We start from the raw sequence: 24,112 nt of genomic DNA on the forward strand, positions 1-24,112 counted from the left end.
TGGTCAACGGTGTTGCTATCTACGGCACCACCACGTCCGGTATCACCGTGCGCGACAACACCCTAATCCACCTTGATGGCACCGGCAGCAAGGCAACCCTGGTCATCGGCGCAAATTCCAACTCGGGGAACTTCATCGGCTCGTACGAGCAGAAGACGACCACTAATTACTTTGCCGATTCAGGCGAATACAGCAAATATTTCCAGGGCGATATCGGCTATGGCATGACACTTGAGGACCTGCGTCCCGTCGAGGGCAGCGTGGCCGAGCAATACGGCGCCAACGAACGGCTCATGGAACTGCTTGACGGGACATCCTACGACCCGGTAGACCCCGCCCCGACACCCCTTCCCGATAGCGGATCCGATAGCGGAAATACCACTCCAGACGACGGAAACGATGCGGATAGCGGCGGCGACACCGACCAGAACCCGACTGCGCCCACGCTCGAGGGGGCAGCGTTCTCCATGTTGGGCACTCAGGAAATCAGCAGTTCGACGGACGTGATCGAAGTGGCCCATCGCAGCGATCTGGCCTTAAGCAGCGGAACCATCTCGCTCAGCTTCAACGCTGATACAGTGTCGGGGGTGATGGGGCTGATTTCGAAGGATGCCAGCTACTATACCGGCGGCGGCAACCATTTGGTCAGCTATATCGAAAATGGCACCCTGATCGTGCGTTTCCAGGATGGCTCCGGAGATGAGATTGTCCGGATCAGCGGCATTCAGGCAAATACGGACTACGACCTGCAGATCACCTTTGGTGATAATCAGGTCGGCGTCTGGCTGGACGGGGAACAGGCGCACTCCGCCAATTTCGCGATGACCTGGGAAACCAATGCCGAGTATTTGCAAATCGGCGCCCGGGGATGGTCAAGCAAATCCGGTCAATCCGGCTTCGGGGACGTGTTCAACGGGACGATTTCCGATGCCGTGATCGTCGAGGGCAAATGGACCCCGGAGCAGATGCAGGAGCTGATCTATGGTTCTGATCCATTGCCGAGCAACGATAACCCGGACGCTGTGGACGACACACTGACCACGGATGCCGGATTGGATCTGACGGTCGATGCGGCTTCGGATCTGCTGGCCAATGACAACGATCCCGACGGCGATGCCATCAGTCTGGTGGGCCTGACCCAACCAGGAAATGGTACCCTGACCGACAATGGTGACGGCACCTATACCTATGCGCCGAACGCCGGGTTTACGGGTGTCGACAGCTTTACCTACACGATAACGGATGGTGAAAATTTCAACACCGCGACCGTAAACATTACCGTCAACTCCGTCCCCACACTGCCAGATGACATCGATGCGAATACCGTTTTCGAGCAGATCGAAACGGTCAACTTCGATGGCCGGACCAGCAGCATCGTCAATCTCGAACACGATGCCGCCTTGGAGTTGCAGGAGGGCACGATCGCCTTCACGTTCAATGCTGACAATCTGAATGGCCGACAGGGCTTGTTCTCCAAGGACGCTCGCTATTACAGCGGCGACGGCAATCATTTGTCGATCATGCTGGAGAAGGACGATCTGGTCCTGCGCTTTCAGGATGCGGACAGCGATGCCTATTTCACCATCGAAAACATCGATGCAAACAGGGACTATGAGATACAAACCTGGTTTGGCGACGGCGAAATCGGCCTAGCCGTGGACGGCCAACTGATTGGTGTCCAGGAGTTCGATTTCGATCTGAGCGTGAACAAACAATACATGCAGATCGGGGGACTTGGATGGTCAAGCCCCGACAAAGACGATCATGTCAATCACGCCTTTGACGGAACCATTTCGGATGTGGTGATCCTTGATCAGGCCCTGTCGATTGAAACTGTGGATCTGATTGCCTGACCCTAAAAGATCCTATCTGTCATGAATGATATAGGCCGCCAGAGCATGCTTTGGCGGCTTGTTCGTTTTTCGGTCAGAATTCATTCAACTGGAAAAGCCACGCCGTCAGGGTTGATTCGGGATCAGGTTGAACCGTGTAAACCCAGACGTTTGCGCAGGGCGCAGAATCCCAGCACGGGCAGGACCAGAACCGGCACGCTGGCCAACCCGGCCAGAACATAGACAGCCAAAGCCATCACCAGCCCATACCCGGCGAGAAGAGTTGCAAGTGCACCCATACTACCCGTCAGAACGGCTAGCATCAAAATCCCCATCGCGATGCTCCTTGGCTCAAATCGAATCCGCTCACCCTAGGGTAGAGTTCCCTTGAATAGGGTCCATTAAAAAATCGTTACAGTGCTAAATTGGGCGGATTAATGATCAAAAGCCTGTTCCGGAGAATTGCCAAGAGATTGAAAAAGGGATCCTCCTTTCGAAGGACCCCCTCAGAAATATCGGAAAATATTGATATCAGGCGACTTTGCGACGTCTACGCAACATGCCCAGACCTCCCAGGGCGCCCAACAGCATCAGACCTGCTGCCGGAAGCGGCACTGCTGACGCGGTTACCAGATTCTGGTGGCGCGGTCTGTCGGCGCTTTCCAGAAAGCTCAGATCCCATTTCTTTTCGCCCTGATACTTTTCCGCCGCGGCCAGATATTTGTTAGCTTTCCGAATTAAGCGCCAGTTGCCTGAAGCCGCAAATCCGGGGCCGCTGCTGACGCTCCAATCATTGTCGTAAACGGCATTCCACAGCGCCAATTGGAACGCTGCTGAGCTGCGGCGATTCTTGCCGGCCCGATCATAGGCAGCATCAAAAATCGTCTGGATGCGTTCGACCGCCCCGTTGGCAACCAGGTTCAGACTGTTCGAAAAAGCTCCATCGGAAACTTTGTACTGATACCCGGTGTTCCGCTTTATCCGGGCGCTCAGATCTACACAGAACGCAACAAAATCGCCAAAGACGTTATTGGGCGCCGGTGTCGTATCTGTCATGGCGTATCCGCCGGTCCTGACACGAGAGTTGTATATTCCGGCCTGAGGCGCGGTTATGTAGGCTCGTTTATAGCCGCCTGCCGCCGAACCGTGCATGTCCATGGTCAGGGCCATTGCCGACCCGCTTGCCACCACCGAGACAACAGTTGCGATTGCTATGAGTTTTTTGAAATTCATCATCGAAATGCCTCGTAATCATACACCGATTGCTGCCGATTTGGAAACGACCGGATGAGTTGTTCGTACCCCTTACAAAACCATCATACCTTGTTCAGCCTTAGGTAGGAAAGTTTTTTGGGAGAATCGGTAAATTTGTGTCGCAAGTAAGTAAATACATCACTTTTCGGACACAATTGCGCGTATGCGGGGCGATTATCCCTGTCAAGGTGACGTCTGCCCATGTCGTCCGAATCGGGCAAGCCGCCAATATTCGCTCATGCCCTGAGTTCAAAGGTTGAATCAGTCAATCCTCTGTGTTTCCGTTATGGATACAATCATTGCCAATCCACATAGCTTCTCCAAGGCTGCCCGCGTCAGATATCCCGAGCCTGGAAAAAGGAAACTCCGCCCCTTTCGATCCGTGCGGCGGTCAGGCAGCCGCTCCTGAATGCGCCCGTATCCACCGCGACAACGCCCCGCACAGCAAAGGGTGCAGCGGTAATCCAGGCCCGTACACAACCCAAATCCCGTCCTTGCGGCGCTTGCGGCCAAAATCGGGATGCCCCCACAGCAGGTCCCGCTCCTTCTGCCTGTCTATCGCAAGGCGCGGATTTGCTCCGGCATGGGTCACTGCAACATTCCCCGACAGATGCAGCGCGCAGCCAAGCGATCAGCTCCTGCCCCATGGCTCGGACCAGCGCATCGCGCAGATGCCTGGGCGGCGCATCCGGGAAAGCCCCGAAACTTTCCAAAGTCTGCAGACCGCCATTGTGCAGCCATATCGCCTCATTCAGATCGGGGGCGTCGAGAAACGCCAGAAGCATGGCTTCGTGATTGCCTTTTACACACAGGATATCGGATCGCGCCCGCAAATACCGCACGACTCCGGCGCTGTCCTTACCGCGATCGATGTAGTCGCCCAGACAGATCACCGGATCACCGTCGGGAAGCCGCTCCAGCAACTGCTCTAGCAGGTCCAGCCGACCATGAATATCCCCGATGACGTAAAACGGGGCCGGCGGGGCGATTGGCCCAGGCTGCCACCACAATCCAGAAAGCCAGGTATTCAGAATTCCGTCCTCCGGCCAGTTTCCGGATCGGCCGCGCGTTTTGACAACAACAAGGCGGCTGCCCTCTAAAGCGGGATAAAACGCGGCAGTTTTTCCATGCTCAGCCCCATGAAACCAAGCAGGCGGGCATCGGCATCGGCTTCGGTCTCACCCGCCGCGATCGGGGTGGCATAGCGGATCAGCGCGCCATCGGTGCGACCCATGGTGATACTGTCCATGACCACGCCGATCTTGGCCTTGAAATCGTTGATCTGGCGCTTGCCGCGCTGTTCGAACCAGTAGTAGACAAGCTGTTTGCTTAGCCCTTTCTGGATCACCGCGCGGTTCACCGTGAACGCGCCATAGGTATCCACGCCGGGCGAGACCTCAAAGGCTTCAAGGCTGAAAATCTCCCAGCCGCCCACGGGCAGACAGACCTCGGGGGAATGGATGCCCGACCCTTCGGTCTGCTTGTCATAGAAGGCCGCGAACATGTTGATGTATCCCGGCTCTCCGGGACGGGCATAGGTGGTGTTGAGATAGTCGGTGGCTCCCAGCACCCGTTCGACAGCCGGATCCAGCCGTGCGCCGGAACCGGACCAGTCTCCGAACTGACGCGGAAAGTACGAAAACGGGTCACGGTCGACCGGCTCCGCGTCGGGCTCCGGCTGCAACGCCCAGATCGTCGACACGGCCAGCGTCAGCAGTGCCGCCATGGCCAGCGCGGGTGAGGGGCGGATCGCGAAAATCCGCGCCGCGATCGGGCCGAAGCCCTGCGTGTCCAGATCGATCGCGTCCGCGAGCGGCCTGGGGTCCGGCCCCAGTCGCTGCAGAACTACGGCCATGGCAAAAAGGATGGCGATGCAGATCAGAAAGACCACCCAGCCTTCGAAGAAATGCAGGAAGCCTTCGGCGGCTTCGATCCCGTAGCTGTCGACCAGCACACCAATGATTCCGATCCGGATCGAGTTCATCAGGATGGTCAGCGGTACAGCGGACAAGAGCAGCACCAGTTTGTGCCAGAGCGGCCCGCGATAGAGCAGAGCGAAAAGATAGGAAAAGCTGAGGATCGGGAACAGGTAGCGCAGCCCGGAACAGGCTTCGGCCACCTGCAGCTTGTAGACCCCCAGATCGATCACGTTGCCTTCGAGATAGACCGAAACGCCCGCTTGGCTCACGAACCAGACGCCGATCACCGACGACACCCATTGCAGGAAAATCGTCAGTTTCCAGTAGATGAATTGCGGCAGCGGCAGCATGAAGACCAGGTGGATCACGGGCAACTGGTGATGCCGCCCGCGCGTCCAGCCGAAAACGGTCAGAACCACGCCCCCTACCCAGATGATCATCGCATAGGTGACGATATCGGGAATACGGGTCAGGTTGCCGAAGATGGCCAGCACCAGTGCCAGCGTTACGACGATAATGCCCGGCCAGCGGTCAGTGACATGGTTTTCGGGCGGCGGCATCCGGCGCAACTCGCGCAGGAAAAGATAAAGCGAGATCACCGGGATCAGGGGGCCGTGGCTGTATTCCGGCGTGGTCCAGGCCTGGGCCAGCGACACCAGCCCGATCCAGAAGATCGGCACCGACCCGGCCAGAAGCAGCAAAAACCATGCCAGCCCCGCCGGGTTTATGGTGGGCAAACTGCGGGCAAGTGCGTGTGTTTCATGTGTGGCGGACATCGAAATTTAGCCGTTCTTGAACTGACAGAAAAACAACTTGGGAACATACGTATTTCGGCTTTTGGAAATCGTATCATAGCAGCGCGCCGGGCAAAAGCGAGTCCCCGCAGGGATCAGCGTGTCGTGAACCGCCGTGACAGGGTGAAGAAAACCTCGTTGGAATCCGTGCGTGGATCGGTGTCGGTCTCATAGTTGATGTATTCATACCCGACCGAGAGGTCCCAGTCGTTGGTGATTTCACGCACATAGGCGGCCCGGAAGGTTCCGATCTTGTTGTTCTGCGCGCTGCCGTCGCCAATCGACGACACGCTGGCATAATCAAGCGTGAAATTCATCGATGACAGCGTGTTGATCGTCACCTCATACCCCAGCACCGCCCGGGTGCGGCGGGTTTCCTCGCTGCGGTCATTGGTTCTGAAGCTGCGATCGAACCCGGCTGTCAGCCGTGTACGCGGGCCTTCGTGCACGTAGCGCAGGTTGCCAATCGGGTTGGTTTCGCCCAATGGCCCGCGAGTCAGGCCAAAGCCGGCCTCAAGTTCGCCAAGCGGCAATTCGAGCGCGCGGTTAAGCAGGATCGTGTCACGGCGGCCGTTGACGCTCAGGTCCGAGTCCAGCTCAAGCCCGGCGGTGCCATTGGGTAGTTCGCGGGTCAGGTCCAGGCTGCCGGTCACGCCGCGCTCTCTGGTATCGCTCCCGAACTCTTGGGTTTCGTCGATATCGGCATACCCGAGCGTCACCTCCAGCAGGGTTGCGGGATCAACGTCATAGGTCAGCGAGAAGGCGGTGAAGCGGCTGACACGATCCGTGCCTTCCGCATCATCGGCCTTATAGTCCTCCTGCGCATAGCTCAGCCGCCCCTCCAGAACGGGAGAAAAGCTGAAGCGGCCAAAAACCTCATTATAGGTGGTCTCGCGGTCAAAGAGGTCGGGATCCGTGGTGTCGTCATATTCGACGCGGGAATAATTTGCCGAAAAACCGGCCCCAAAGGGATCGCTGGTCCCGGTTTCGAACCCAAGCCCTGCATTGGTGGTTGCCCGCGTGCCTTCGTCCAAGATTAGCTCGTCATCGGCGACATCGTCCAGATCCTCTTCGATCCGGCGGAGCGGATCCTCGAAATTCAGATCGATTTGGCTGTAACGCAGCTGGAAATCCAGCAGGCTGTTGGCACCGGTGCGGCCGTAACCGGCAATGGCCGATGGGGAATCGAATTCGAACCCGCTGGACCGGAGGGGGATGTCCGAAAACCGCAGGATACCGCTCAGCCCAAGCGACAGCCGGTCCAGCGGGGTTTCCTTCCGCAAATCATAGGTCAGCGTGTTGTCCCAGAGCGTGCTGGTGCCCGGCGACGGGTCATCCAGCCCGAAATTGTCATTGACCCGCAAGGACGAGGAGATGCCGAAACTCTGGGTCAACCCGCTGGCCTCGACCTCCTGCGGGGCGGCGGGGCGGACAGACACAACACTGGCACAGACCGCCACGAAGGCGCCGACTGTCCTGCTGTTGCTGATTTTCATCCTGATGATCCACCTGCTCTGCCTGACCATTCACTAACGCTGTTGCGCAAGGAAATCATGCAAGAAGAGCGCCTGCCCGCACCAGCCGTTCCAGACGTAACGCCAAAGCCACAATGACTGAAGCAATTGGCAACTGCGCAAGAGCCCCCGAAGGTTACTGTTCCTTCACAACAGGTGTAAGGGTAAAAGGTAGCTGGCCGCTTCGAGCCCGATAGTCCGGATATTTCGAGCACAAAAATGCCACCGTTCTTTTGTAGGTAAAGATCATGAGTGTTTCCGTTTCCGTCATCCTCCCGTCATATGGACGCCCTGACAGCCTGAAAGTGGCCTGCGAAAGCGTGCTGTCGCAAAGTTACCGGGATCTGGAGCTGATCGTTGTCGATGATGCATCGGAAGGCGACCTGCGGCCGGTTGTCGAGGCGCTTGCCGATGACCGGGTACGCTATGTCAGGCATCAGGTCAATGGCGGCGCCTCCAAGGCGCGCAATACCGGTCTGGAAATGGCTCGTGGCCGCTTCATCGCCTTCCAGGACAGCGATGATATGTGGCTCCCGGGCAAGCTGGCCCGACAGATCGAGATACTTGAATCCCTGCCCGAAAACATTGGCGTCGTGACAGGATCCAAGATCCTTTACGGGCGCGACGAATTTCACAATTACGGCCCCGGCAAGGTCGCCGTTGCCCCGCCGCCGGCTCAAAAGATCACGCTGGAAGAGGATCAGGTTAAGGGCTTTTTTCTAAGCAACCGGATCAGCCTGCAGAACACGGTTTTCCGGCGCGGCTGCTTTCCCGACGTGAAATGGTTCGATCCTTGTGCAAAGGCGAATGCGGACTGGGAATTCACTGTCCGGCTGGTGCAGCACACAAAAGTCTATGAAGATCTCGAACCGGTTGTTCTCAGCTTCATTTCCAAGGACAGCATCTCGCTCAATTCACGCAAGAAAACGCTCGGGATACTCCGGATTCTCAAGAAGAACCGAAAAATCCTGGATGCCTATCCTGACATCCAGGCTCATATGCTGCTCTCTCTCGCTCAAGCGCTGAGACAGACAGGACACCAACAGATTGCCCGAAAATTGGTAGGTGAAGCATTTCGTGTTCACCCCCTGAAAACAGCGGCGGCCATTACGCAAAAAGCTCCGAAACTGCTGTGGCGTCTTCTGCGGAAATAACCTGTCCGCCCTTCAGTCGCAAAGGGCGCGCAGAAAGGCCGCGCAATTCGCCCCCGTGGCGGTGGCGCTGAAATCCGCCATGTCCGGCCCTGCCGCGCGCGCGCGGTCGCTGGCCATGCGATTGATGATTTCCGCCGTCACATCCCCCTCGTAAAGCCGCACCCAGTCGGCGCCCAGCTTATCCCGCAAAGCACAGGAGAACGGGGTGGACGGCGTCAGCACCGGCCGTCCCGCACTCAGCGCGTGGATAAGAGAGCCCGAATGCAGGTACTTCCGGAAAGGCGCCGCTATGATATCGCAGCAATTCAACGCTTCTCTGAAAGCACCCGGGTGAAGGTTTCCGAATTCGAAATGGATGCGCTCGTCATTCTGAGACAGGTCTCGCAAATTACCGGCCAGACCTTCCGGCTGCACCATACCCGCAACTAACAGGCGCAAGGATGGGTTTTTGGTCTGGCTAAATGCCTCGACCAGCTCCTCGACGCCCTTATAGGCCCGGATTTGCCCGCAATAGCCGATGACAATCTCACCTTCCGTCCAGCCACGCTCTTGGCGGGCAATCTGCGTCTGAAGATCAGGCAGAACGGCATCCGGATAGGCGGGATGCCAAACCCACCCCATAGGCAACCGGTCAAAGCGGGGAACTGCGGATCTGACTCCCTCCTGCGTGCCCGGCGACAGCGTCAGAACCGCATCCGTGTAATGCGCCAGCAAACGGGTATATGGCCGCCAGATCAACCGTTGCATGCGCGTTGGGTCATGCGGCTCAAGATTGTGCACCAGCCAGACGATTTTCGTGCGCGGCGACATCGCGCGCAAGGCCCCGATCATGCGGGCAATGCGGCCAAGGATCTCCCATCGGTTTCTGGCTGCGAAAAAGACTCGCTCGGCCCAGTGCAGCACCAGGACATCCAGGTCCCGGATGGCAAAATCGTCAATCGTTTCCAGACTGATCGTGGCGCACCCATTCGCGCTCAAGCCATCCAGGAACAATTCGATGAACTGATTGTGCCGGGCACCATAACCCGGCCACGATCCAACCCGTAGCGCCTCTTTGTTCTCGGAACTCAAACACACAACCGGTACTCCATGAAAACATTTTTCGGGCCCAGATCGTTCAGCAGCACCCTATTCAACAAGCGCGGCGACACACAAACCAACCTTTTCGAAACAATCCCGACATTCCGGGCAAGACCCGGCATTCCAAAACAACCCCACCTGCCCACCTTTTTCCAGTATCTCCTTGCGAAAACTTCCGTAAATCGCGCCCAAGGTGTTTAATCCCGGCATCTGGTGGGTCGGATTTAAGATGAATCGATCTGGGTCTGATGTCCAGATTTTGCAGATGTATTCGTATGGCGTGAGGCCACTGAGTGTTTTGAGACGACGGGCGTAATTGTAGGCATCCAGAAAGTCGGTGAGGTGGCTGCGCAACTGATCGTGGCTGTCGTAGTGATAGCGCTTCACCGTTGCATCCTTGATTGTGCGGTTCATGCGCTCGACTTGGCCGTTGGTCCAGGAATGGTTCGGTTTTGTCAGACGATGCTCGATACCGCTTGCTTCACAGATCATGTCGAACCGCATTGGCCGAGAGTAGATGGTGTTCCTGTTCCGGGGTTGTTCGGCAAACTGAATACCTTTGTCTGTCAGAACCGTGTGGACGCGGTAGGGCACGCTCTCCAGAAGGAGTTCAAGGAATTCCCATGCCGTCTTGCGGTTTGCTTTGTCGACCAGTTGCGCCACAGCGAACTTGCTGGTTCGGTCAATGGCAACAAAGAGATGGAGCTTGCCTTCCTCGGTTCTAACCTCGGCGATGTCGATGTGGAAATAGCCAATGGGGTATCGCTTGAACTTCTGGCGCTTGGGTTTGCCACCATCCATGTCGGGAAGACGCGAGATACCGTGGCGCTGCAGACAGCGGTGCAGAGATGAGCGGGTCAGATGCGGGATCGTCGGCTGTAAGGCATAGAGACAGTCATTCAGCGGCGGCAGTGTATGTCGACGAAACGCAACGACCATCGCTTCCTCTGCTTCACTGAGAACAGTTGAGCGTGGCTCCTTGGGGCCGGTCTTCAGATCTTGAACTGACTGCCGCTTGCGCCCCTTCGCAACCGTCTTGGGATTGATCCCTAGTTCCCTGCTCAGCTCCGCGATCGAAGCCTGCGATCGCTGTATTGCTGCTCGGATGGCGTGCGTGGTCGTGGCGCTGCCATGACGAACTTGTCCCATAGTGCTTCCTTCCATTTCATCGAATGGATCGCACCATCAAAACCTGGGATCAAACTCCTAGGCCGGAACCGTCCTATTAATAGAGTGACTTTTCAGCAAAGTATTGATAGCCCTGTTCTAAATCAAATTGCGGTTCAGGATGCCTTTGACAGGCGGTCATTGACTGCTTTATTTCAGAGAACCAGATCAGACAGGACCCCCCGGATAGACGAAACATGTTGGAGCGCCATCATTCGTATTCCCAAGGCCTCAGCTCCGGGGCTTTCGAAAAAACTCAGACCCGGCTGAGGCTAAATGACCGTGAGTGAAGCGAGGCTTGCAAAGTAACGATTTTGAAGAAACCGTCCACCGATGTAATCATGGAAAGCGGGTTTCCGATCGTTCCGGTTACGTCGCAGACGAGCAAAAGTAAGGGGTTTCATGCATATCGAAGATACGCATTTACCAGGCGTCTGCATATTAACGCCGAACCGGTTCGGTGATCAGCGCGGATTTTTCAGCGAAAGCTGGAACCGCCGGGTGCTGGTGGAACACGGCATCGAGATGGATTTCGTACAGGACAACCATTCGCTTTCCATGGCCACAGGCACGATCCGGGGTCTGCATTTTCAGTCCCCGCCGCATGCTCAGGACAAGCTGGTGCGTTGCGGGCGCGGACGGCTTTTCGATGTGGCCGTCGACATCCGCAAGGGCTCGCCCACCTACGGGCAATGGGTGGGGGCCGAGCTCAGCGCCGAGAACGGCCGTCAGCTTCTGGTGTCCAAAGGGTTCCTGCATGGTTTCGTCACACGTGCGCCCGAGACCGAAGTCTGTTACAAATGCACTGACTATTACGCTCCCGACTGTGACGGCGCGGTGCGCTGGGACAGCTGTGGCATCGACTGGGGATTGACGGACGAGCCTGTGTTGTCGGACAAGGATGCGAGCGCCCCGATCCTTGCCAATTTTGACAGCCCCTTTGTCTGGGAGGGTCCGGCATGAAGATCCTTGTCACGGGCGGCGCGGGCTTCATCGGCTCGGCAGTGGTGCGCCATGCGATCGCGGACGGACACCAGGTGATCAATCTTGATGCGCTGACCTATGCGGCCTGCCTCGACAATGTGGCGGGCGTGGCGGGTTCACCTGATTATGCCTTTATAGAGGCTGATATTCGCGACCGCGCGGCGCTCGACCGGGTGTTTGCCGGACACGCGCCGGACGCGGTGATGCATCTGGCCGCCGAATCCCATGTAGACCGCTCGATCGACGGGCCGGACACATTCATCAACACCAACATCACCGGCACCTACACCCTGCTGGAGGCGGCGCGGGCCCATTGGATCCGGTCGGGAAAGCCGGAGACGTTCCGCTTTCACCACATCTCGACAGATGAGGTCTTTGGCTCTCTGGGCGAGACCGGTCAGTTCACCGAGGACACGCCTTACGATCCGCGCTCGCCCTATTCGGCCTCCAAGGCCGCCAGCGACCATCTGGTGCGGGCCTGGCACGAGACCTATGGCCTGCCGGTGGTGCTGAGCAACTGTTCCAACAATTACGGCCCCTACCATTTCCCGGAAAAGCTGATCCCGGTGGTGATCCTGAACGCGCTGGCGGGCAAGGACATCCCGGTCTACGGGCAGGGCCTGAACGTACGCGACTGGCTTTATGTCGAGGATCACGCCGATGCGCTGCTGTGCGTGCTGCAAAAGGGCCGGGTGGGACGGTCCTATAATATCGGCGGCGAAAATGAGGCCCGCAATATCGACCTCGTGCATATGATCTGCGCCATCCTTGACAGGAAACGTCCCCGAAACAGACCCTATTCCGAACAGATCACCTTTGTTTCGGACCGCCCGGGCCATGATCTGCGCTATGCGATCGACCCTACCCGTATCCGCGAGGAACTGGGCTGGCGGCCCTCGGTAACGCTGGAGCAGGGACTGGAGAAGACGGTGCAATGGTATCTCGACAACGAGGACTGGTGGCGGGTGTTGCAGAACCGTGACGGGGTGGGAGAACGGTTAGGGGTCGGGGCTTAAGAATTTGATTTTTCGGCATGTGGCCTTCCCGAATTGATTTTGAGACACGAAAGCGGGGGACGATGACAAGCATTCAAACGCAAGCGATACGAGAAAAGCTTTCACTTCTGAAAGCGCAAATGCTGACAATGACACGGTTGCGAGAGGCCGGTTTTTTTATCCAGTACGACTACGTAGAAACGGGCGTACAGCCTGTACCCACCTATCCTGAAATCAGCTCACTTTTTGACCAGAGCCGCCCTGAATTCAAATCTCATCTTGCGGAGATAGCGGGCCATCTTCCTATCTTCGAAGAGACATTGGCGTCGAGCAGCTTCGACTGGCAAAGTGGCATGTTCTCGCCTTTCGACACAATGGCGGCCTATTCGGTTGTCCGCGCCGCGGCCCCATCACGGGTTCTGGAAATCGGGTCCGGATCTTCGACACTTGCCCTTGCCCGCGCCGTTGCGGATTCCGGCAGCAGCGGGCGCGTCACATGTATTGACCCGGCACCCCGGCGTGACATCGCCGCGCTTGATGTTGATCTTCATCAGCGCGTGCTTTCGTTGGAAGATGTGGAACTGGTCGACGATTTTGAAGCGGACGACATATTGTTTATCGATTCAAGCCACATCATGTTGCCCGGGATGGACGTCGATCTTCAGTTCAATCGCATGTTCCCAAGGTTGGCACCGGGGGTACTGGTTCATGTGCATGATATTTTTCTGCCAGACGATTATCCTGACACATGGCGCGTGAGAAACTATTCAGAACAGAACGCTCTGATTGGCTGGATTGTCTCCGGCTATTTTGAAATCGTTCTGCCTACCTACTTTGTCACGGCCCGGATGGAACAGGACGTGGCCCAAGCAGTTGGCGGCTTCGCCCCGTTTCAACGCGACGGAACAGCCGGCAGCATTTGGTTGCGCCGTCGTCAAACGTCAACATGATCCTGGCCTTTGGAAAAACCGGTCAGGTCGCGCATGAACTGGCCATAAAAAAAAATGTAACCTGCCTTGGACGCGATCAGGCCGACCTTTCGAATCCTGAGGCGTGCGCAATGGTGATCCGAAAGGCACGGCCAGCAGCGGTGATCAACGCCGCCGCCTATACCGCCGTAGACAAGGCGGAAGATGAAGAAGACCTCGCCACGATCATCAACGGTGCCACGCCTGCCGCAATGGCAGAGGCCTGCGCGGGGCTGAACATTCCGCTGGTTCATATCTCAACCGACTATGTCTTTGACGGCAGTGGATCCAGCCCGTGGCACCCTGCCGATGCCACCGGGCCGCTTGGGGCCTATGGTCGCTCGAAACTGGTGGGCGAACAGGCCGTGGCGCAGGCCGGTGGCACCTATGCCATCCTGCGCACATCGTGGGTGGTTTCGGCCCATGGTGCCAATTTCGTCAAAGCCATGCTGCGGCTGGGCCGCGAGCGCGACCGGCTGACCATTGTCGCAGATCAGATTGGCGGGCCGACCCCGGCTGCGGATATCGCAGCAGCCTGTCTGGAGATAGCCATGCAACTGACGGCGGTACCGGGCAAGACGGGCCTCTATCATTTTGCCGGGGTTCCGGATGTCAGCTGGGCCGGTTTCGCGCGTGAGATATTCGCGCAAACGGGCAGCCCCTGCGCGGTGGCCGATATCCCCAGTTCGGATTATCCGACCCCGGCCCGGCGGCCTCTGAATTCGCGGCTGGATTGCACCACGTTAGAGACTGCCTTCGGCATTTCCCGGCCGGACTGGCGGCACGGGCTCAGTGATATATTGAGGGATCTCGGAGAAATCCGATGATCGCATGCAGCGACCCGGTGCGCTGACCGCGGACGCTGTATGTTTCCCGCAACTGCGTGCGGGGTTTATTCGAACAGGCGCCGTTGCGGCACCACGATCACATCACCGGGCGACAGAACGGTGTGACCGCCAATGCTCGGCTTTTTGCCGGTGCGGAAGTAATCATAATAGAATATCTGATCCTGTCGGCGCAGCTGAATGCGCTTGCCTGCGGCAAATCTGGTTAACCCTCCCGCCTGAGCAATGGCCTGCAGCAGTGTTGTCCCCGGTTTCGCACCAAGCAGGCCGGGGCTGTTGACCTCACCGGTGACATAGATGTTGCGAGTGACAGGTTCGGAAATCTGTGCCGCAGGTGGCGTGGTTGCCGCGACGGCGACAAAGACGTTGGGTCTGGTCGCAAATTGCGGCGCAAGACCCGATGTGATCGTGTCCTGGATGGATCCGATTGTACGCCCACCCGCCTGAACTGGGCCAACGAAAGGAAAGCTGAAAGATCCGTCCGGCAGCACCAGAACCGACCGATTGAGGCTGGCATCCTCCAGCACCTCAATCTGGAGCGTATCCCCCGGCGCGACCCGATACCCGCTCTGCGCCTGAGCAATGGTCGCCGAAAGGATCAGGCCGAGCAGACCTATCAAAGTTCTCAACATCTTTTGCGCCCTCGAAAAATTGAGTGTCCTGCAGAGATTAGCGCGGAAGCGAACACCATGTAAGCCTTCTGCCGCGCATCCGCCCCCGGCTGTGGTGAAATTGCGCCGCCACCGGACTCAATTGCCGCTTTCAGCCGGGGCCGGCAATTCCTCGATCGCCTGCTGCACTTTCTGCGCCAGACCTTCCGGCGCTTCCAATTCAGCCGCCTTGAGCAGGGTTGCGCGTGCATCTTCGGTGCGCTCGAGCGCGGCATAGGTGGCACCCAGATGAAAAAGCACCACCGGGTCGTTCGGCAAACCGCGGGCCGCAACCTCGAGATGTGTCCGCGCGTCTTCGAAATCCCCCCGGCGATAAGCAATCCAGCCGTAGGTGTCGCTGAAATGCGGCACAGGATTGTTGCGCAGGCGACGGGCGATGCTGAAGGCCCGGTCGAGGCTGTCGGGATCATTGCGCGCCGTGGTCAGCAGACTGGCAAGATTGTTGGCGATAACTGGTGAATCGCTGTTTGCGGCATAAAGCTCTTCATAGATCCCGATGGCCCCCTCGACATCCCCGGCAGCCTCCAGAGTCCCCGCCCGCAGCCATTTCAGATTGGTGCTTTCCGGCAAGGCCGCAAGCGCCTGATCCAGTATCGGGGCGGCCTGCTCCGGGTCAGTGGTGTTGAACAGAAGGTAATATGCCATCCAGACCCGCTCGTTCTCCGGTCGCTCTTCCAGCAACACCCGATAGATCCCGGCGGCCTCATTCTGTCCACCCATGCCGGCAAGAACCGAAGCGCGCAGGAATCTCAGCACGAAATCTTCTGGAGCCTCCTCCAGCGACCGGTCAAGATAATCCAGCGCGGCCTGCAAATCGTTATTGCGGACATGGATGCGGACGATACCAATTTCGGCGATATATTCGGCACCATTCTCCCCCTCGGGCAAGGTTTCGAGATATTTCAGCAGAACGCTGCTTTGTCCCTGTGCCGCGATCAAATTGGCTGTCAGCATCTGAAACTGCGCCGCGGCGGCGGCTCCGCCAAGCGTCTTCAGCTTGGCGATGACCTCCTGCGCGCTCCGCCAGTTGCGCTCCCGAATATGGATCTGCCCCAGGCGGGCCAGCAACTGAACATTGTCCGGATGGTTGCCAACAGCATCGATCAGAACGTCCGCCGCGGCGCTATTGCGGCCGCTGCCCGACAGGTAGGCAGCATAGCGCTGGGATTCGCCGGGCGCCTGTCCCGACGCTTCGACCGCTCGGGCGAGCATGTCCGCCATCAGATCCTGGTTTCCTTCACGCTCATGCGCGCGGGCCAGCAAAGTCATCAATTCGGCATCGCGAGGGCTGTCCCCCAAGGTCTCGCGCAGCAACACAATGGCATCGCCGGTGCGATCATCCTCGATCAACCAGGCCGCCTTGATCTTGACCGCACCCAACTGGCCACCATCCTCGGCCAGCACTGCATCGATAAGGGCCTGGGCCGCAGCCTCCTTTCCCGTCTCAATCAGCATCTGAGACAACACCACCTTGGCATCGTTCAGATCGGTCGAAGGTTCGGAATCCATGATGACAGCCTGCAACTCGGCAATTGCCGCATCGGCGTCGCCCGACTGAAAGACCAGACCCGCCCGCAACGTCTGATATTTCGCCCGGCGCGCCACCTCTCCGGCCAGCAACTCGTCGATCTCGGCGATGGCCGCCTCGGCGCCTTTCGAATTCGTGAGAAACTGTAGCAAGTCAATCCGGGTTTTAGGATCGTCCTCCTCCGGATCGATGCGTTGGCGCAGAAAGGCTTCGGCCGCCTTAAGATCGTTTCGCGACATATACCAGGCGATCAGGCCGCTTTGGATATTTTCGTCTTCGGGAAAACGACGCACCATCTCTTCCAGCGCCGGGCCCATCTCATCGACCTGCCCCATCTGGCTCAGCACCCCGATCCTGAGATCATGAAACCTGCGTGTATCCGGAGACGCCGCAATCGCAGCGTCGAGCGCTGTCAGCGCGGTGGGCCAATCCTGTCTGCGGATCGCTTCGCTGGCGACGATATAATGCGGGATCACCATCTCGGGCGCTTCATCAACCAGCATGCGCGCCCGTCCGGTAGCCTCGCCGATGGCGGCCTCATCCCCTGAACCTATGGCATCGCGATAGGCGATGCTGGCCAGAACCGCCCGCACGACCGGATCCTGCGGTGCCAGAGCAGCAGCCGGTCCGACGTGGCGCTCGGCTTCTTCCCAATTCCCGCCCAGCGTGGCCAACCGGGCTAGGGCGCGGCGGCCTTCGAGATTGTTGGGATATTGTTCAACAAGGTACAGATACTGTCCATAGGCCAAGGCGGTATTGCCTTCATCCATACGCATCCTGGCGTAAGCCAGCCGGGCTTCTTTATGCTTTGCATTCAGTTCGAACACATTTCGGAACTCAATGGTGGCCCGGGCGTGATCGCCATTTTCTAAATGCCGCAGGGCCGTCTGGAAATGTTTCTCTGCCCGTTCCTCGGCAGAGTCACAAGCGGCCAGAAATAAGAGGGCCGCCCCCAGAGCAAGGCCTTTTGAAATATTGCTGATCATCTCTGCTATCCTAACATCTTGTCTGCCAAGATGCGGTCCGATCACAAATCATTCAAGGAAAACAAATGATCAATACCCGGTGCAGCGCAGGACAACCCCGATGGTGCGCAACAGAATGGACATATCCATTCCCGGCGACAGTTCAGCCAGATAATGCGAGTCATATTCCGCACGGGCGGCAAAGCTGGTCATGTTGCGGTCAGACACCTGCCAAGGGCCGGTAATGCCGGGGCGCAGTGCAAAATAAGCCGAACCCGGATACATCCCCTGCTGTTCGGTCATCATCGGGCGAGGTCCGACAATGGACATATCCCCCCGCAGCACATTCCACAGCTGAGGCAATTCATCCAGCGACGTGCGGCGCAGCAGCTTACCCACGACCGTGATCCGCGGATCGTTCTTGAGTTTCTGATCACTAGTCCATTCGGCGCGCGCGCCCGGATTTCTGGCCAGATAATCCGCCAGGCGCGCCTCGGCATCAGGCTCCATGGTGCGCATCTTGAGCATGCGGAACACCCGACCGCCCCGGCCCACTCGTTCCTGCGTATAAAACGGATTGCCACCGTCGCGCATGACCAGAACGGCCATAACAGCGACCAGAAGAAGCGAGATCGGAGCAGTCAGCAGAACGAAAAGAATATCGAATGCTCTCTTGCCCCCCCGGGAATACAAAGAGACGGGTCTCCATTCAGATCGAACCGAAGTTGCCGCGCCAGTTGTCCCCACACCCTTAACATAACTCGTCATAATCAATCATACTCCGGCACAAACATCGCCACGAAAAATGTGGCCTGCCCATCCTCATTACCTGGACCTTGCGATTCTCCGTCGCGTGGCCCGACACATAACCAGCCCCAACTATAAGGCTTTCGGTTTACCCTCGGTCAAAGTTTTACCTGATTCCCACCACATTTCAAAGGGGAAACCCGGTACAATATCCTGAGCGGCACCAATGTTCGCAAATTGCGTGCATTATGCACAAGGCGCACGAAAGAATTGCACCTTCAAGCGAATGCCCTCATTCAATACGCCCCAGTTCCTCGATCAGTTTTTTACCGAACAATCTGGCGCCATTCAGGCTCAGATGCCCATAATCCGCGAGCAGAACATCTCCCTGATACAAAGGAGAGCAGCTCTCATCCCCAATGGAGCAAAAAAGGCTTTCCGTATCGACGATGCGGATATTCTGCGTCAGCACCACGTGCTTCAGGTTCTCGTCGAACCCCTGCAACATCTGCTGGTCGTATTGCATCGTCTCGGCGCTGTAGGGCTCAACGGCATAGACCCGGTCGAATTTCGGAAATTCCGGCATTGGCGTGAACAGAACCACCCTGGTGTCAAACCGACTCCAATAGTCGACGATCCTCTGGAGATAATCCTTGCTGCGTTTGTCGTCGTTGAAACGGTTCGCCAGAAGGATGTAGTCATAATTCTGTACAGCCACCTCCTCGACAAATTTCTCAAGCAGCGCATCGCAGTAGCCCGGCACCCCGTAGGATTGCGGGATCAGCGGACAGCCCGAACCGCCAAGCTGCGTGACATTAGCCCCGTTGAGACGCAGCGCAACCGCCTTGTCGGCAGAGTGGCTGTCCCCATACACCGCAAACCTTGCCGCGCCGGAAGTTGGCGGCGTGGTAGTCCGGCACTCCCAGTGTTTCAGGAAATCTTCAAGCTCGCCGTGTTCCCCCCTTCCGTTGAAATGACAGATGCCGGCACGGATCTGCGCCTGCCGCTCGTCAGAAACGGACAGCATGTGGGCCTCCCGTTTTAGGTATCCGGCCTCCATTCTGGAAGTGAACCCATCTTTTGTGTATCCCAGCAGACCAAGGGAAAGGAAGGCGGCCATGCCCAGAGCAGAGGACAGGAACACGGACGCCCGGCGCGTCATCAGCCCCCCAGCCTGCCGGAACGGCTGCTCTACATATTTCCAGCTGAACACCGCCAGCACGATTGAGGTCGCGCTCAGCACCAGCATCGTCAGGTCGCCCGGAGGCTCGAAGGAACGGATCCGCGCAAAGGCGAACAGGGGTTGGTGCCACAGATAGGCGCTGTAGCTGATCAGACCGGTGCCGACGAAAACCCTTGTACTCAGAAGCCTGGCGGTCAACGTGTCCTTTTCCGCAAAAAGCACCAGCAGAACGACACCGGCAACCGGAACCAAAGCATAGACGCTTGGGAACGGGACCGTTTCATCATAGGCGAAGATCGCGAACAGAACCGCGGCCAAACCCACAAGTGAAAGCACCTCGCTTTTCCTGACCCCGCGCCTTTGCACGACGAAGGCCGCAAGGGATCCGGCAAACAATTCCCAGGCCCGTGTCGGCGCAAGGTAGAAATTCGCCGACGCATTGTTCCGCCATCCCCATTCGCTCAATACAAGGCTGACGGCGGCCAGGCCCGCAATCATCCAGAACACCCGGTTCCGGCCGAACCACCACACCGCGAAAAGAAAAAGCGGAAACAGCAGGTAATACTGCTCTTCCACGGCTAGGCTCCATGTGTGCAGCAAAGGTTTCTCCTCCGCGGCAGCGGCGAAATAACCGCTCTCCCGCCAGAACAGAACGTTCGACACGAACAGGCTGACCGCGACAAGGCTTTTCGAAAACTCCTCCAACTGGCTCGGAACCATCCACATCCAGGCAAACGGAATGCAGCACAACATCACGAAGAAGAGCGCCGGCAGGATGCGCCTTGCCCGCCGCTCGTAGAATTTGATGATGCTGAACCGCCCGTTTTCGATGTCTTCGATCAAGATTGACGTTATCAGATAGCCGCTGATGACAAAGAAGACATCGACCCCGACAAACCCACCACCGAACAGCTCAAACCCGGCATGGAACAGGATGACGGGCAGGACGGCCAGGGCGCGCAGGCCATCTATTTCGGCACGATACTTCAAATCACGTATCCACAATCAGAGACAATATGGCTGAAAACATCGCTCATATCTGCTTTTGGCTCATGCCCTCCAACAAACGCATCCCGGTCCAAATCCGGCATCTAGGGCAGCTTCAGCAACAAGACCGCCCCTGTCAATCGAAGTCCGATGCAGACGGGTACGCCGCTTGGAGCGACTGCTTCGGACTGTCTAAAACCCCGGCCGCCCGCCATCGGGCGTACCGCTTTACCCGGCACGCTAAAGACAAGTGGCCTCAAGCTCGTCATAGACCGCCATCGCCGCATCAAGATGCTCCGGCTCCAGGGGGCGGTCGATTTTCGAATGGCTGCGCCGGAAATCGGGCGGCGTTGCCGGAAGCAGGTCGAGACGTTCCAGAATCCGATCATAGAGCGCGGGGCCATCGCAAAGCCGCTCGTATCCGACAAAGACCAGATTGGTTTCGAATAGTTTCGCCTGGGACAGCAGATGCCGATAGGCGCCGGTCCATTGCAGCACCCAGTAATCCAGCGTATCGGCCGACACGGGTGCGTCCGCCCCCCATTCGAACGGACGATGGTCGGACCCGAATTCATGATGCGCCAGCCAGGTCATGTAATTCCGCGTAAACGGATCGGATCTTTGCTGCTCAGTGAAACGCTCGTGCTGGCGCAGCAACGACAGCGCCTGCTGCGCCGGGTCGCGATAAGGCACCAGGATGGCCGCGTTCGGAAAGGCTTCGGCCAGGGTGCCGATCCGAAGGATGTTGTTGTTGTTCTTCGACAGATACCGGCTGGGGCCATACCGCCTCAGAACAAGTGCGACATAGGCCCGGAAATTTTCGATAAGCTCAGGGTCGGCCGCCATGGCGCTCAGATGGCCAGAATGAATATAGCTCCCCCCTGCCATGATCCGCCAGAAAACCTCGTCCAGAGCTTCGGGGCTGTCGAAATCGACCAGGATGCCATCGCCGTGAGCCCGCTGGCCGGCGGCCTTGTTGCGCTGGCTGTTTCCACTCAGTGCGGCCCACATTCCCGGAGCCAGAACAAACGGCATATCACGATAGGTGAGCGAACAGAATGTTCCCGTTTCAAACAGCGAGCGCATCAAGATGGTCGTCCCGGACCGGGCCAACCCGGTCACAAAGACATGCCTTGCCTGGGCATCGGTCGGAGCTCTGCGGCCATAAACCGCCTGTTCGATATCGAAGCTCATCTGAGCCACCGCCCGGTTGCCAAGCGCAAGACGGTGCAAAAACCGCGAGGCGGTGCCGTAGTCGCTCATGTACTCAACCGCTTTCTCAACGCGAAATAGGCAAAGGCGACACCAATGGAAAGAACGGTGCCATAAACGCTGGCAAAACGTTCCAGCACCGGCACACCGGCCACCACACCCAGAAAACAGACGGCGACAACCGGCAGCAGGATGAGCAGGATCAGGACCAGAATCCCAAGCGACAGCTTGATCAACTGCCCGGAATAGGCGACCAGCACCATCTCTTTCCAGTGATCCGAAATTCTCGAAGAGCGCAGGGTGCGCAGGGTTTTCGGAAACAGCGTCCCAAGCTCACGGACCCGCGCCAGAAACGGCAAATGCACAAAGGTCTCAGCCGCCGCACAGGTCCCAAGTATGAGCAATAGCCAATCCACTACTAGTCAATCTGGGGATCTTGTGGCTGGGTCGGGGCGCGGCGTTTCTTGAGGGCCCGCTTGACCGGGTAATAGACGATTGCAAACAACGCCAAAAAAATGGCGCCGACCACCCCCAGGACAGTCCCGATGACACCGGCACCAATGCCGGGGCCGATATAGGCATGTGCCGCAGAGGCCATGACGGTCGCGCCCACCATCGTGGCAACGAAGGTTGCTAGTTTTTGCATGATATACTCCTAGCTATCTCAAACTGGCCGGGTGTCAGATACTGGGCGTGCTTGGTCCAGTAGACATTACCATTCTCGCCGGCATTGACCATTTCCATCACGACGTCCCCCTCAGGCCCGATCTCATGATAGCGGCCCTGAACCGTCAGATTGATCAGAAGACTGCCGTCATCTAGGAAATCGACTTCCCCGCTGTGTTCAGTATAACCATCCACGTCGGCGCCATTCCAGATGACGCTCCACTCGCCGGTCGTGAAATCATATTGTTTGATCGACGTGAAATTCGCCGGGGCCTCAGGATCCTCAAGGTTCCCGCTGATGGCGTTGTCAAAAACAATGATCTTGTTGTCGCCGATGAATTCAGGATCGTGCTGTCCCTGGGTGTGTCCTTGCGAATACCACAGGATCTCAAGCGTTTCCGGATCCAGGATCACCAGAAGATTGATGGCTCTGGACGACAGTATGATTGCGCCGGCCGGAAAATCGGGATACTGATCAGCCAGGGCTTGCGGCAAAAGCTCCACTTTGTTGGGATGTATGCGGTCCTCAAGCAGAACCCCGTCCTCCGTCACCTTTTTGTACCAATGGTTGTATAAAAATGGATCGAAGCGGTCGATATTCGCCTTCACGATCTCGTCAAAGCGGATGGAGCGTTTGATTTCACCACTTTCGACGTCGATCAGATTGATGATTTCAGAATGATTCCAGCGGCGGTCGCCCTGATCTTCAGCTGTGAGTTCCGCTTTGGGCAAACCGAGAATGCCTAGGGTCCCGTCCGCCACCGAAATGGAATGGTGATAAAGCCCCGGCAACGACCAGACGATGTCCCCGCAAAGCGTTTTGCGATAAAGCCCGTCCGCCCCGCCTGCAAAAACGATCAGGCTGCCGTCATCCAGCATGACCGGCGCGGCGTTCCCGGTGCGGCTGCTGAACTGGCCGCTCAGGCTTGGGGCGGTCACCGGAAAGTGCCGGACCACATTGCGCACACCATCGAGGATAAGCAGATGCTCATCCCGCTGCTGCTTGTTGAGCCGGACCATGACTGCAGCCGGCGCCGTGTTCAGGTTTTCCGCACGCCAGATCAGCGGCCGATGATCGAGAGCGGGATCCCCGAACAAGGACACCGTCTCATAGTCGGTATCGGGAAAAGCTCGGGCGCTGCTCTCACTTTCGAAATCCTGCTGGCCTGCGTCTCCCCGGAGCAAATCCACGATGACATCCGGCCCGCTTGCGATCTGGTAGATACCATCGCCAAGGGCACCAAGCTTCTCACCCCCGACTGCCACGTGGCGCACGATGCCCCCGAAGACGATCATCCCCAAAAGGCCGAATACCGCCAGAACGATAACAACCCAGGCTTCAATTTTAGAGAAAAGGAACTTTTCCATAGCTACACAAAAAACTCATACCCTATGCCGGGAAACTACTGCCGTTACCGCCTTTTTACAACATCCCATGCCAGCGGTGGTTGGACAATGTCCCAATATTGATTAAACCTTTCCTCCGAGCACGGGGCCAATTGGCCCCAACCCACATGGTTTTCACCACACCGCCCGGGGACACAGCACCCGTGCTGCGCAATTGCCGATCCCCGGATCGGTCCAACCGGATGATTGCGTTACCCGCAAGGGTGTACACTATGTAATAATAAGTGGATCAACAATGTC

General features: G+C 57.7%; 20 protein-coding genes and 1 pseudogene. 6 read left to right on the forward strand and 15 right to left on the reverse strand.

What is annotated here, in order from left to right; genetic code table 11:
- Positions 1-1,853 (forward strand): cadherin-like domain-containing protein (locus tag ACR0AO_RS17980; RefSeq protein ID WP_480606469.1); only part of this gene is annotated, 1,853 nt, incomplete at its 5' end.
- A gap of 122 nt (positions 1,854-1,975) precedes the next feature.
- Here the strand turns inward: ACR0AO_RS17980 and ACR0AO_RS17985 are convergent.
- From ACR0AO_RS17985 to ACR0AO_RS18005, 5 genes are all read right to left on the reverse strand, one after another.
- Entirely contained in the window at positions 1,976-2,167 is a 192-nt protein-coding gene (locus ACR0AO_RS17985; protein ID WP_480606471.1) for a hypothetical protein, read from the reverse strand.
- Between the two features lie 196 nt (positions 2,168-2,363).
- On the reverse strand, positions 2,364-3,068 hold the full coding sequence (locus ACR0AO_RS17990; protein WP_480606474.1) for a VPLPA-CTERM sorting domain-containing protein: 705 nt from the start codon (positions 3,066-3,068) through the stop codon (positions 2,364-2,366).
- 353 nt (positions 3,069-3,421) lie between these two features.
- Positions 3,422-4,096: a metallophosphoesterase gene (locus tag ACR0AO_RS17995; RefSeq protein ID WP_480606477.1), complete on the reverse strand. Its 675-nt coding sequence runs from the start codon at positions 4,094-4,096 to the stop codon at positions 3,422-3,424.
- Positions 4,097-4,182: 86 nt separating this feature from the next.
- Positions 4,183-5,781, reverse strand: coding sequence for a VPLPA-CTERM-specific exosortase XrtD (xrtD, locus tag ACR0AO_RS18000; RefSeq protein ID WP_480606479.1), 1,599 nt, complete (start codon positions 5,779-5,781; stop codon positions 4,183-4,185).
- A 113-nt stretch (positions 5,782-5,894) separates the two neighbouring features.
- Positions 5,895-7,295: a hypothetical protein gene (locus ACR0AO_RS18005; protein WP_480606480.1), complete on the reverse strand. Its 1,401-nt coding sequence runs from the start codon at positions 7,293-7,295 to the stop codon at positions 5,895-5,897.
- Between the two features lie 266 nt (positions 7,296-7,561).
- On the opposite strand from ACR0AO_RS18005, the gene ACR0AO_RS18010 reads away from it, so the two are divergent.
- A complete protein-coding gene (locus ACR0AO_RS18010; protein ID WP_480606482.1) occupies positions 7,562-8,467 on the forward strand; it encodes a glycosyltransferase family 2 protein in 906 nt (301 codons plus the stop codon).
- 12 nt (positions 8,468-8,479) lie between these two features.
- On the opposite strand, the gene ACR0AO_RS18015 is transcribed toward ACR0AO_RS18010, so the two are convergent.
- A complete protein-coding gene (locus ACR0AO_RS18015) occupies positions 8,480-9,538 on the reverse strand; it encodes a glycosyltransferase (protein WP_480606485.1) in 1,059 nt (352 codons plus the stop codon).
- A 204-nt stretch (positions 9,539-9,742) separates the two neighbouring features.
- Positions 9,743-10,696 (reverse strand): annotated as a pseudogene (locus ACR0AO_RS18020) (IS481 family transposase); the annotation flags it as partial.
- A gap of 420 nt (positions 10,697-11,116) precedes the next feature.
- Here ACR0AO_RS18020 and rfbC point away from each other — a divergent pair.
- The 4 genes from rfbC to rfbD all read left to right on the forward strand — a co-directional run bounded on the left by rfbC (position 11,117) and on the right by rfbD (position 14,488).
- Positions 11,117-11,677, forward strand: coding sequence for a dTDP-4-dehydrorhamnose 3,5-epimerase (gene rfbC, locus ACR0AO_RS18025; protein WP_480606487.1), 561 nt, complete (start codon positions 11,117-11,119; stop codon positions 11,675-11,677).
- Positions 11,674-12,714, forward strand: coding sequence for a dTDP-glucose 4,6-dehydratase (rfbB, locus tag ACR0AO_RS18030; protein ID WP_480606491.1), 1,041 nt, complete (start codon positions 11,674-11,676; stop codon positions 12,712-12,714). The genes rfbC and rfbB overlap by 4 nt, the downstream gene beginning before the upstream one ends.
- Before the next feature lie 62 nt (positions 12,715-12,776).
- Positions 12,777-13,643, forward strand: a complete 867-nt coding sequence (locus tag ACR0AO_RS18035) for a class I SAM-dependent methyltransferase (RefSeq protein WP_480606494.1) — start codon at positions 12,777-12,779, stop codon at positions 13,641-13,643.
- Positions 13,640-14,488 carry a dTDP-4-dehydrorhamnose reductase gene (rfbD, locus tag ACR0AO_RS18040; protein WP_480606497.1) on the forward strand — a complete coding sequence of 283 codons (849 nt, stop codon included), beginning with the start codon at positions 13,640-13,642 and terminating at the stop codon, positions 14,486-14,488. The genes ACR0AO_RS18035 and rfbD overlap by 4 nt, the downstream gene beginning before the upstream one ends.
- A 65-nt stretch (positions 14,489-14,553) precedes the next feature.
- Here rfbD and ACR0AO_RS18045 read toward each other — a convergent pair whose 3' ends face one another.
- From ACR0AO_RS18045 to ACR0AO_RS18080, 8 genes are all read right to left on the reverse strand, one after another.
- Positions 14,554-15,138, reverse strand: coding sequence for a polysaccharide biosynthesis/export family protein (locus ACR0AO_RS18045; protein WP_480606500.1), 585 nt, complete (start codon positions 15,136-15,138; stop codon positions 14,554-14,556).
- Between the two features lie 117 nt (positions 15,139-15,255).
- The gene (locus ACR0AO_RS18050) at positions 15,256-17,691 is read right to left on the reverse strand and encodes a tetratricopeptide repeat protein (RefSeq protein WP_480606503.1); all 2,436 of its coding nucleotides are present in this window, start codon (positions 17,689-17,691) and stop codon (positions 15,256-15,258) included.
- Between the two features lie 69 nt (positions 17,692-17,760).
- A complete protein-coding gene (locus tag ACR0AO_RS18055; protein WP_480606506.1) occupies positions 17,761-18,363 on the reverse strand; it encodes a sugar transferase in 603 nt (200 codons plus the stop codon).
- A 346-nt stretch (positions 18,364-18,709) separates the two neighbouring features.
- A complete protein-coding gene (locus ACR0AO_RS18060) occupies positions 18,710-20,590 on the reverse strand; it encodes an acyltransferase family protein (protein ID WP_480606509.1) in 1,881 nt (626 codons plus the stop codon).
- Between the two features lie 237 nt (positions 20,591-20,827).
- Complete coding sequence (locus ACR0AO_RS18065; protein WP_480606512.1) at positions 20,828-21,850, reverse strand: sulfotransferase; 1,023 nt, start codon at positions 21,848-21,850, stop codon at positions 20,828-20,830.
- The gene (locus tag ACR0AO_RS18070) at positions 21,847-22,203 is read right to left on the reverse strand and encodes a hypothetical protein (protein WP_480606516.1); all 357 of its coding nucleotides are present in this window, start codon (positions 22,201-22,203) and stop codon (positions 21,847-21,849) included. The genes ACR0AO_RS18065 and ACR0AO_RS18070 overlap by 4 nt, the downstream gene beginning before the upstream one ends.
- Positions 22,204-22,217: 14 nt before the next feature.
- Positions 22,218-22,445: a hypothetical protein gene (locus ACR0AO_RS18075; protein WP_480606519.1), complete on the reverse strand. Its 228-nt coding sequence runs from the start codon at positions 22,443-22,445 to the stop codon at positions 22,218-22,220.
- Positions 22,433-23,833, reverse strand: a complete 1,401-nt coding sequence (locus tag ACR0AO_RS18080) for an arylsulfotransferase family protein (protein WP_480606522.1) — start codon at positions 23,831-23,833, stop codon at positions 22,433-22,435. The genes ACR0AO_RS18075 and ACR0AO_RS18080 overlap by 13 nt, the downstream gene beginning before the upstream one ends.
- Positions 23,834-24,112 lie beyond the last annotated feature (279 nt).

It is taken from the genome of Ruegeria sp. AF8 (assembly GCF_056541825.1).

Coding starts and splice junctions, on each gene's coding strand:
- ACR0AO_RS18005 (WP_480606480.1), bottom strand. CDS start 7,295: ATGAAAATCAGCAACAGCAGGACAGTCGGCGCCTTCGTGGCGGTCTGT.
- rfbD (WP_480606497.1), top strand. CDS start 13,640: ATGATCCTGGCCTTTGGAAAAACCGGTCAGGTCGCGCATGAACTGGCC.
- ACR0AO_RS18035 (WP_480606494.1), top strand. CDS start 12,777: ATGACAAGCATTCAAACGCAAGCGATACGAGAAAAGCTTTCACTTCTG.
- xrtD (WP_480606479.1), bottom strand. CDS start 5,781: ATGTCCGCCACACATGAAACACACGCACTTGCCCGCAGTTTGCCCACC.
- ACR0AO_RS17990 (WP_480606474.1), bottom strand. CDS start 3,068: ATGATGAATTTCAAAAAACTCATAGCAATCGCAACTGTTGTCTCGGTG.
- rfbC (WP_480606487.1), top strand. CDS start 11,117: ATGCATATCGAAGATACGCATTTACCAGGCGTCTGCATATTAACGCCG.
- rfbB (WP_480606491.1), top strand. CDS start 11,674: ATGAAGATCCTTGTCACGGGCGGCGCGGGCTTCATCGGCTCGGCAGTG.
- ACR0AO_RS18010 (WP_480606482.1), top strand. CDS start 7,562: ATGAGTGTTTCCGTTTCCGTCATCCTCCCGTCATATGGACGCCCTGAC.
- ACR0AO_RS18050 (WP_480606503.1), bottom strand. CDS start 17,691: ATGATCAGCAATATTTCAAAAGGCCTTGCTCTGGGGGCGGCCCTCTTA.
- ACR0AO_RS18045 (WP_480606500.1), bottom strand. CDS start 15,138: ATGTTGAGAACTTTGATAGGTCTGCTCGGCCTGATCCTTTCGGCGACC.
- ACR0AO_RS18075 (WP_480606519.1), bottom strand. CDS start 22,445: ATGCAAAAACTAGCAACCTTCGTTGCCACGATGGTGGGCGCGACCGTC.
- ACR0AO_RS17985 (WP_480606471.1), bottom strand. CDS start 2,167: ATGGGGATTTTGATGCTAGCCGTTCTGACGGGTAGTATGGGTGCACTT.
- ACR0AO_RS18065 (WP_480606512.1), bottom strand. CDS start 21,850: ATGAGCGACTACGGCACCGCCTCGCGGTTTTTGCACCGTCTTGCGCTT.
- ACR0AO_RS18080 (WP_480606522.1), bottom strand. CDS start 23,833: ATGGAAAAGTTCCTTTTCTCTAAAATTGAAGCCTGGGTTGTTATCGTT.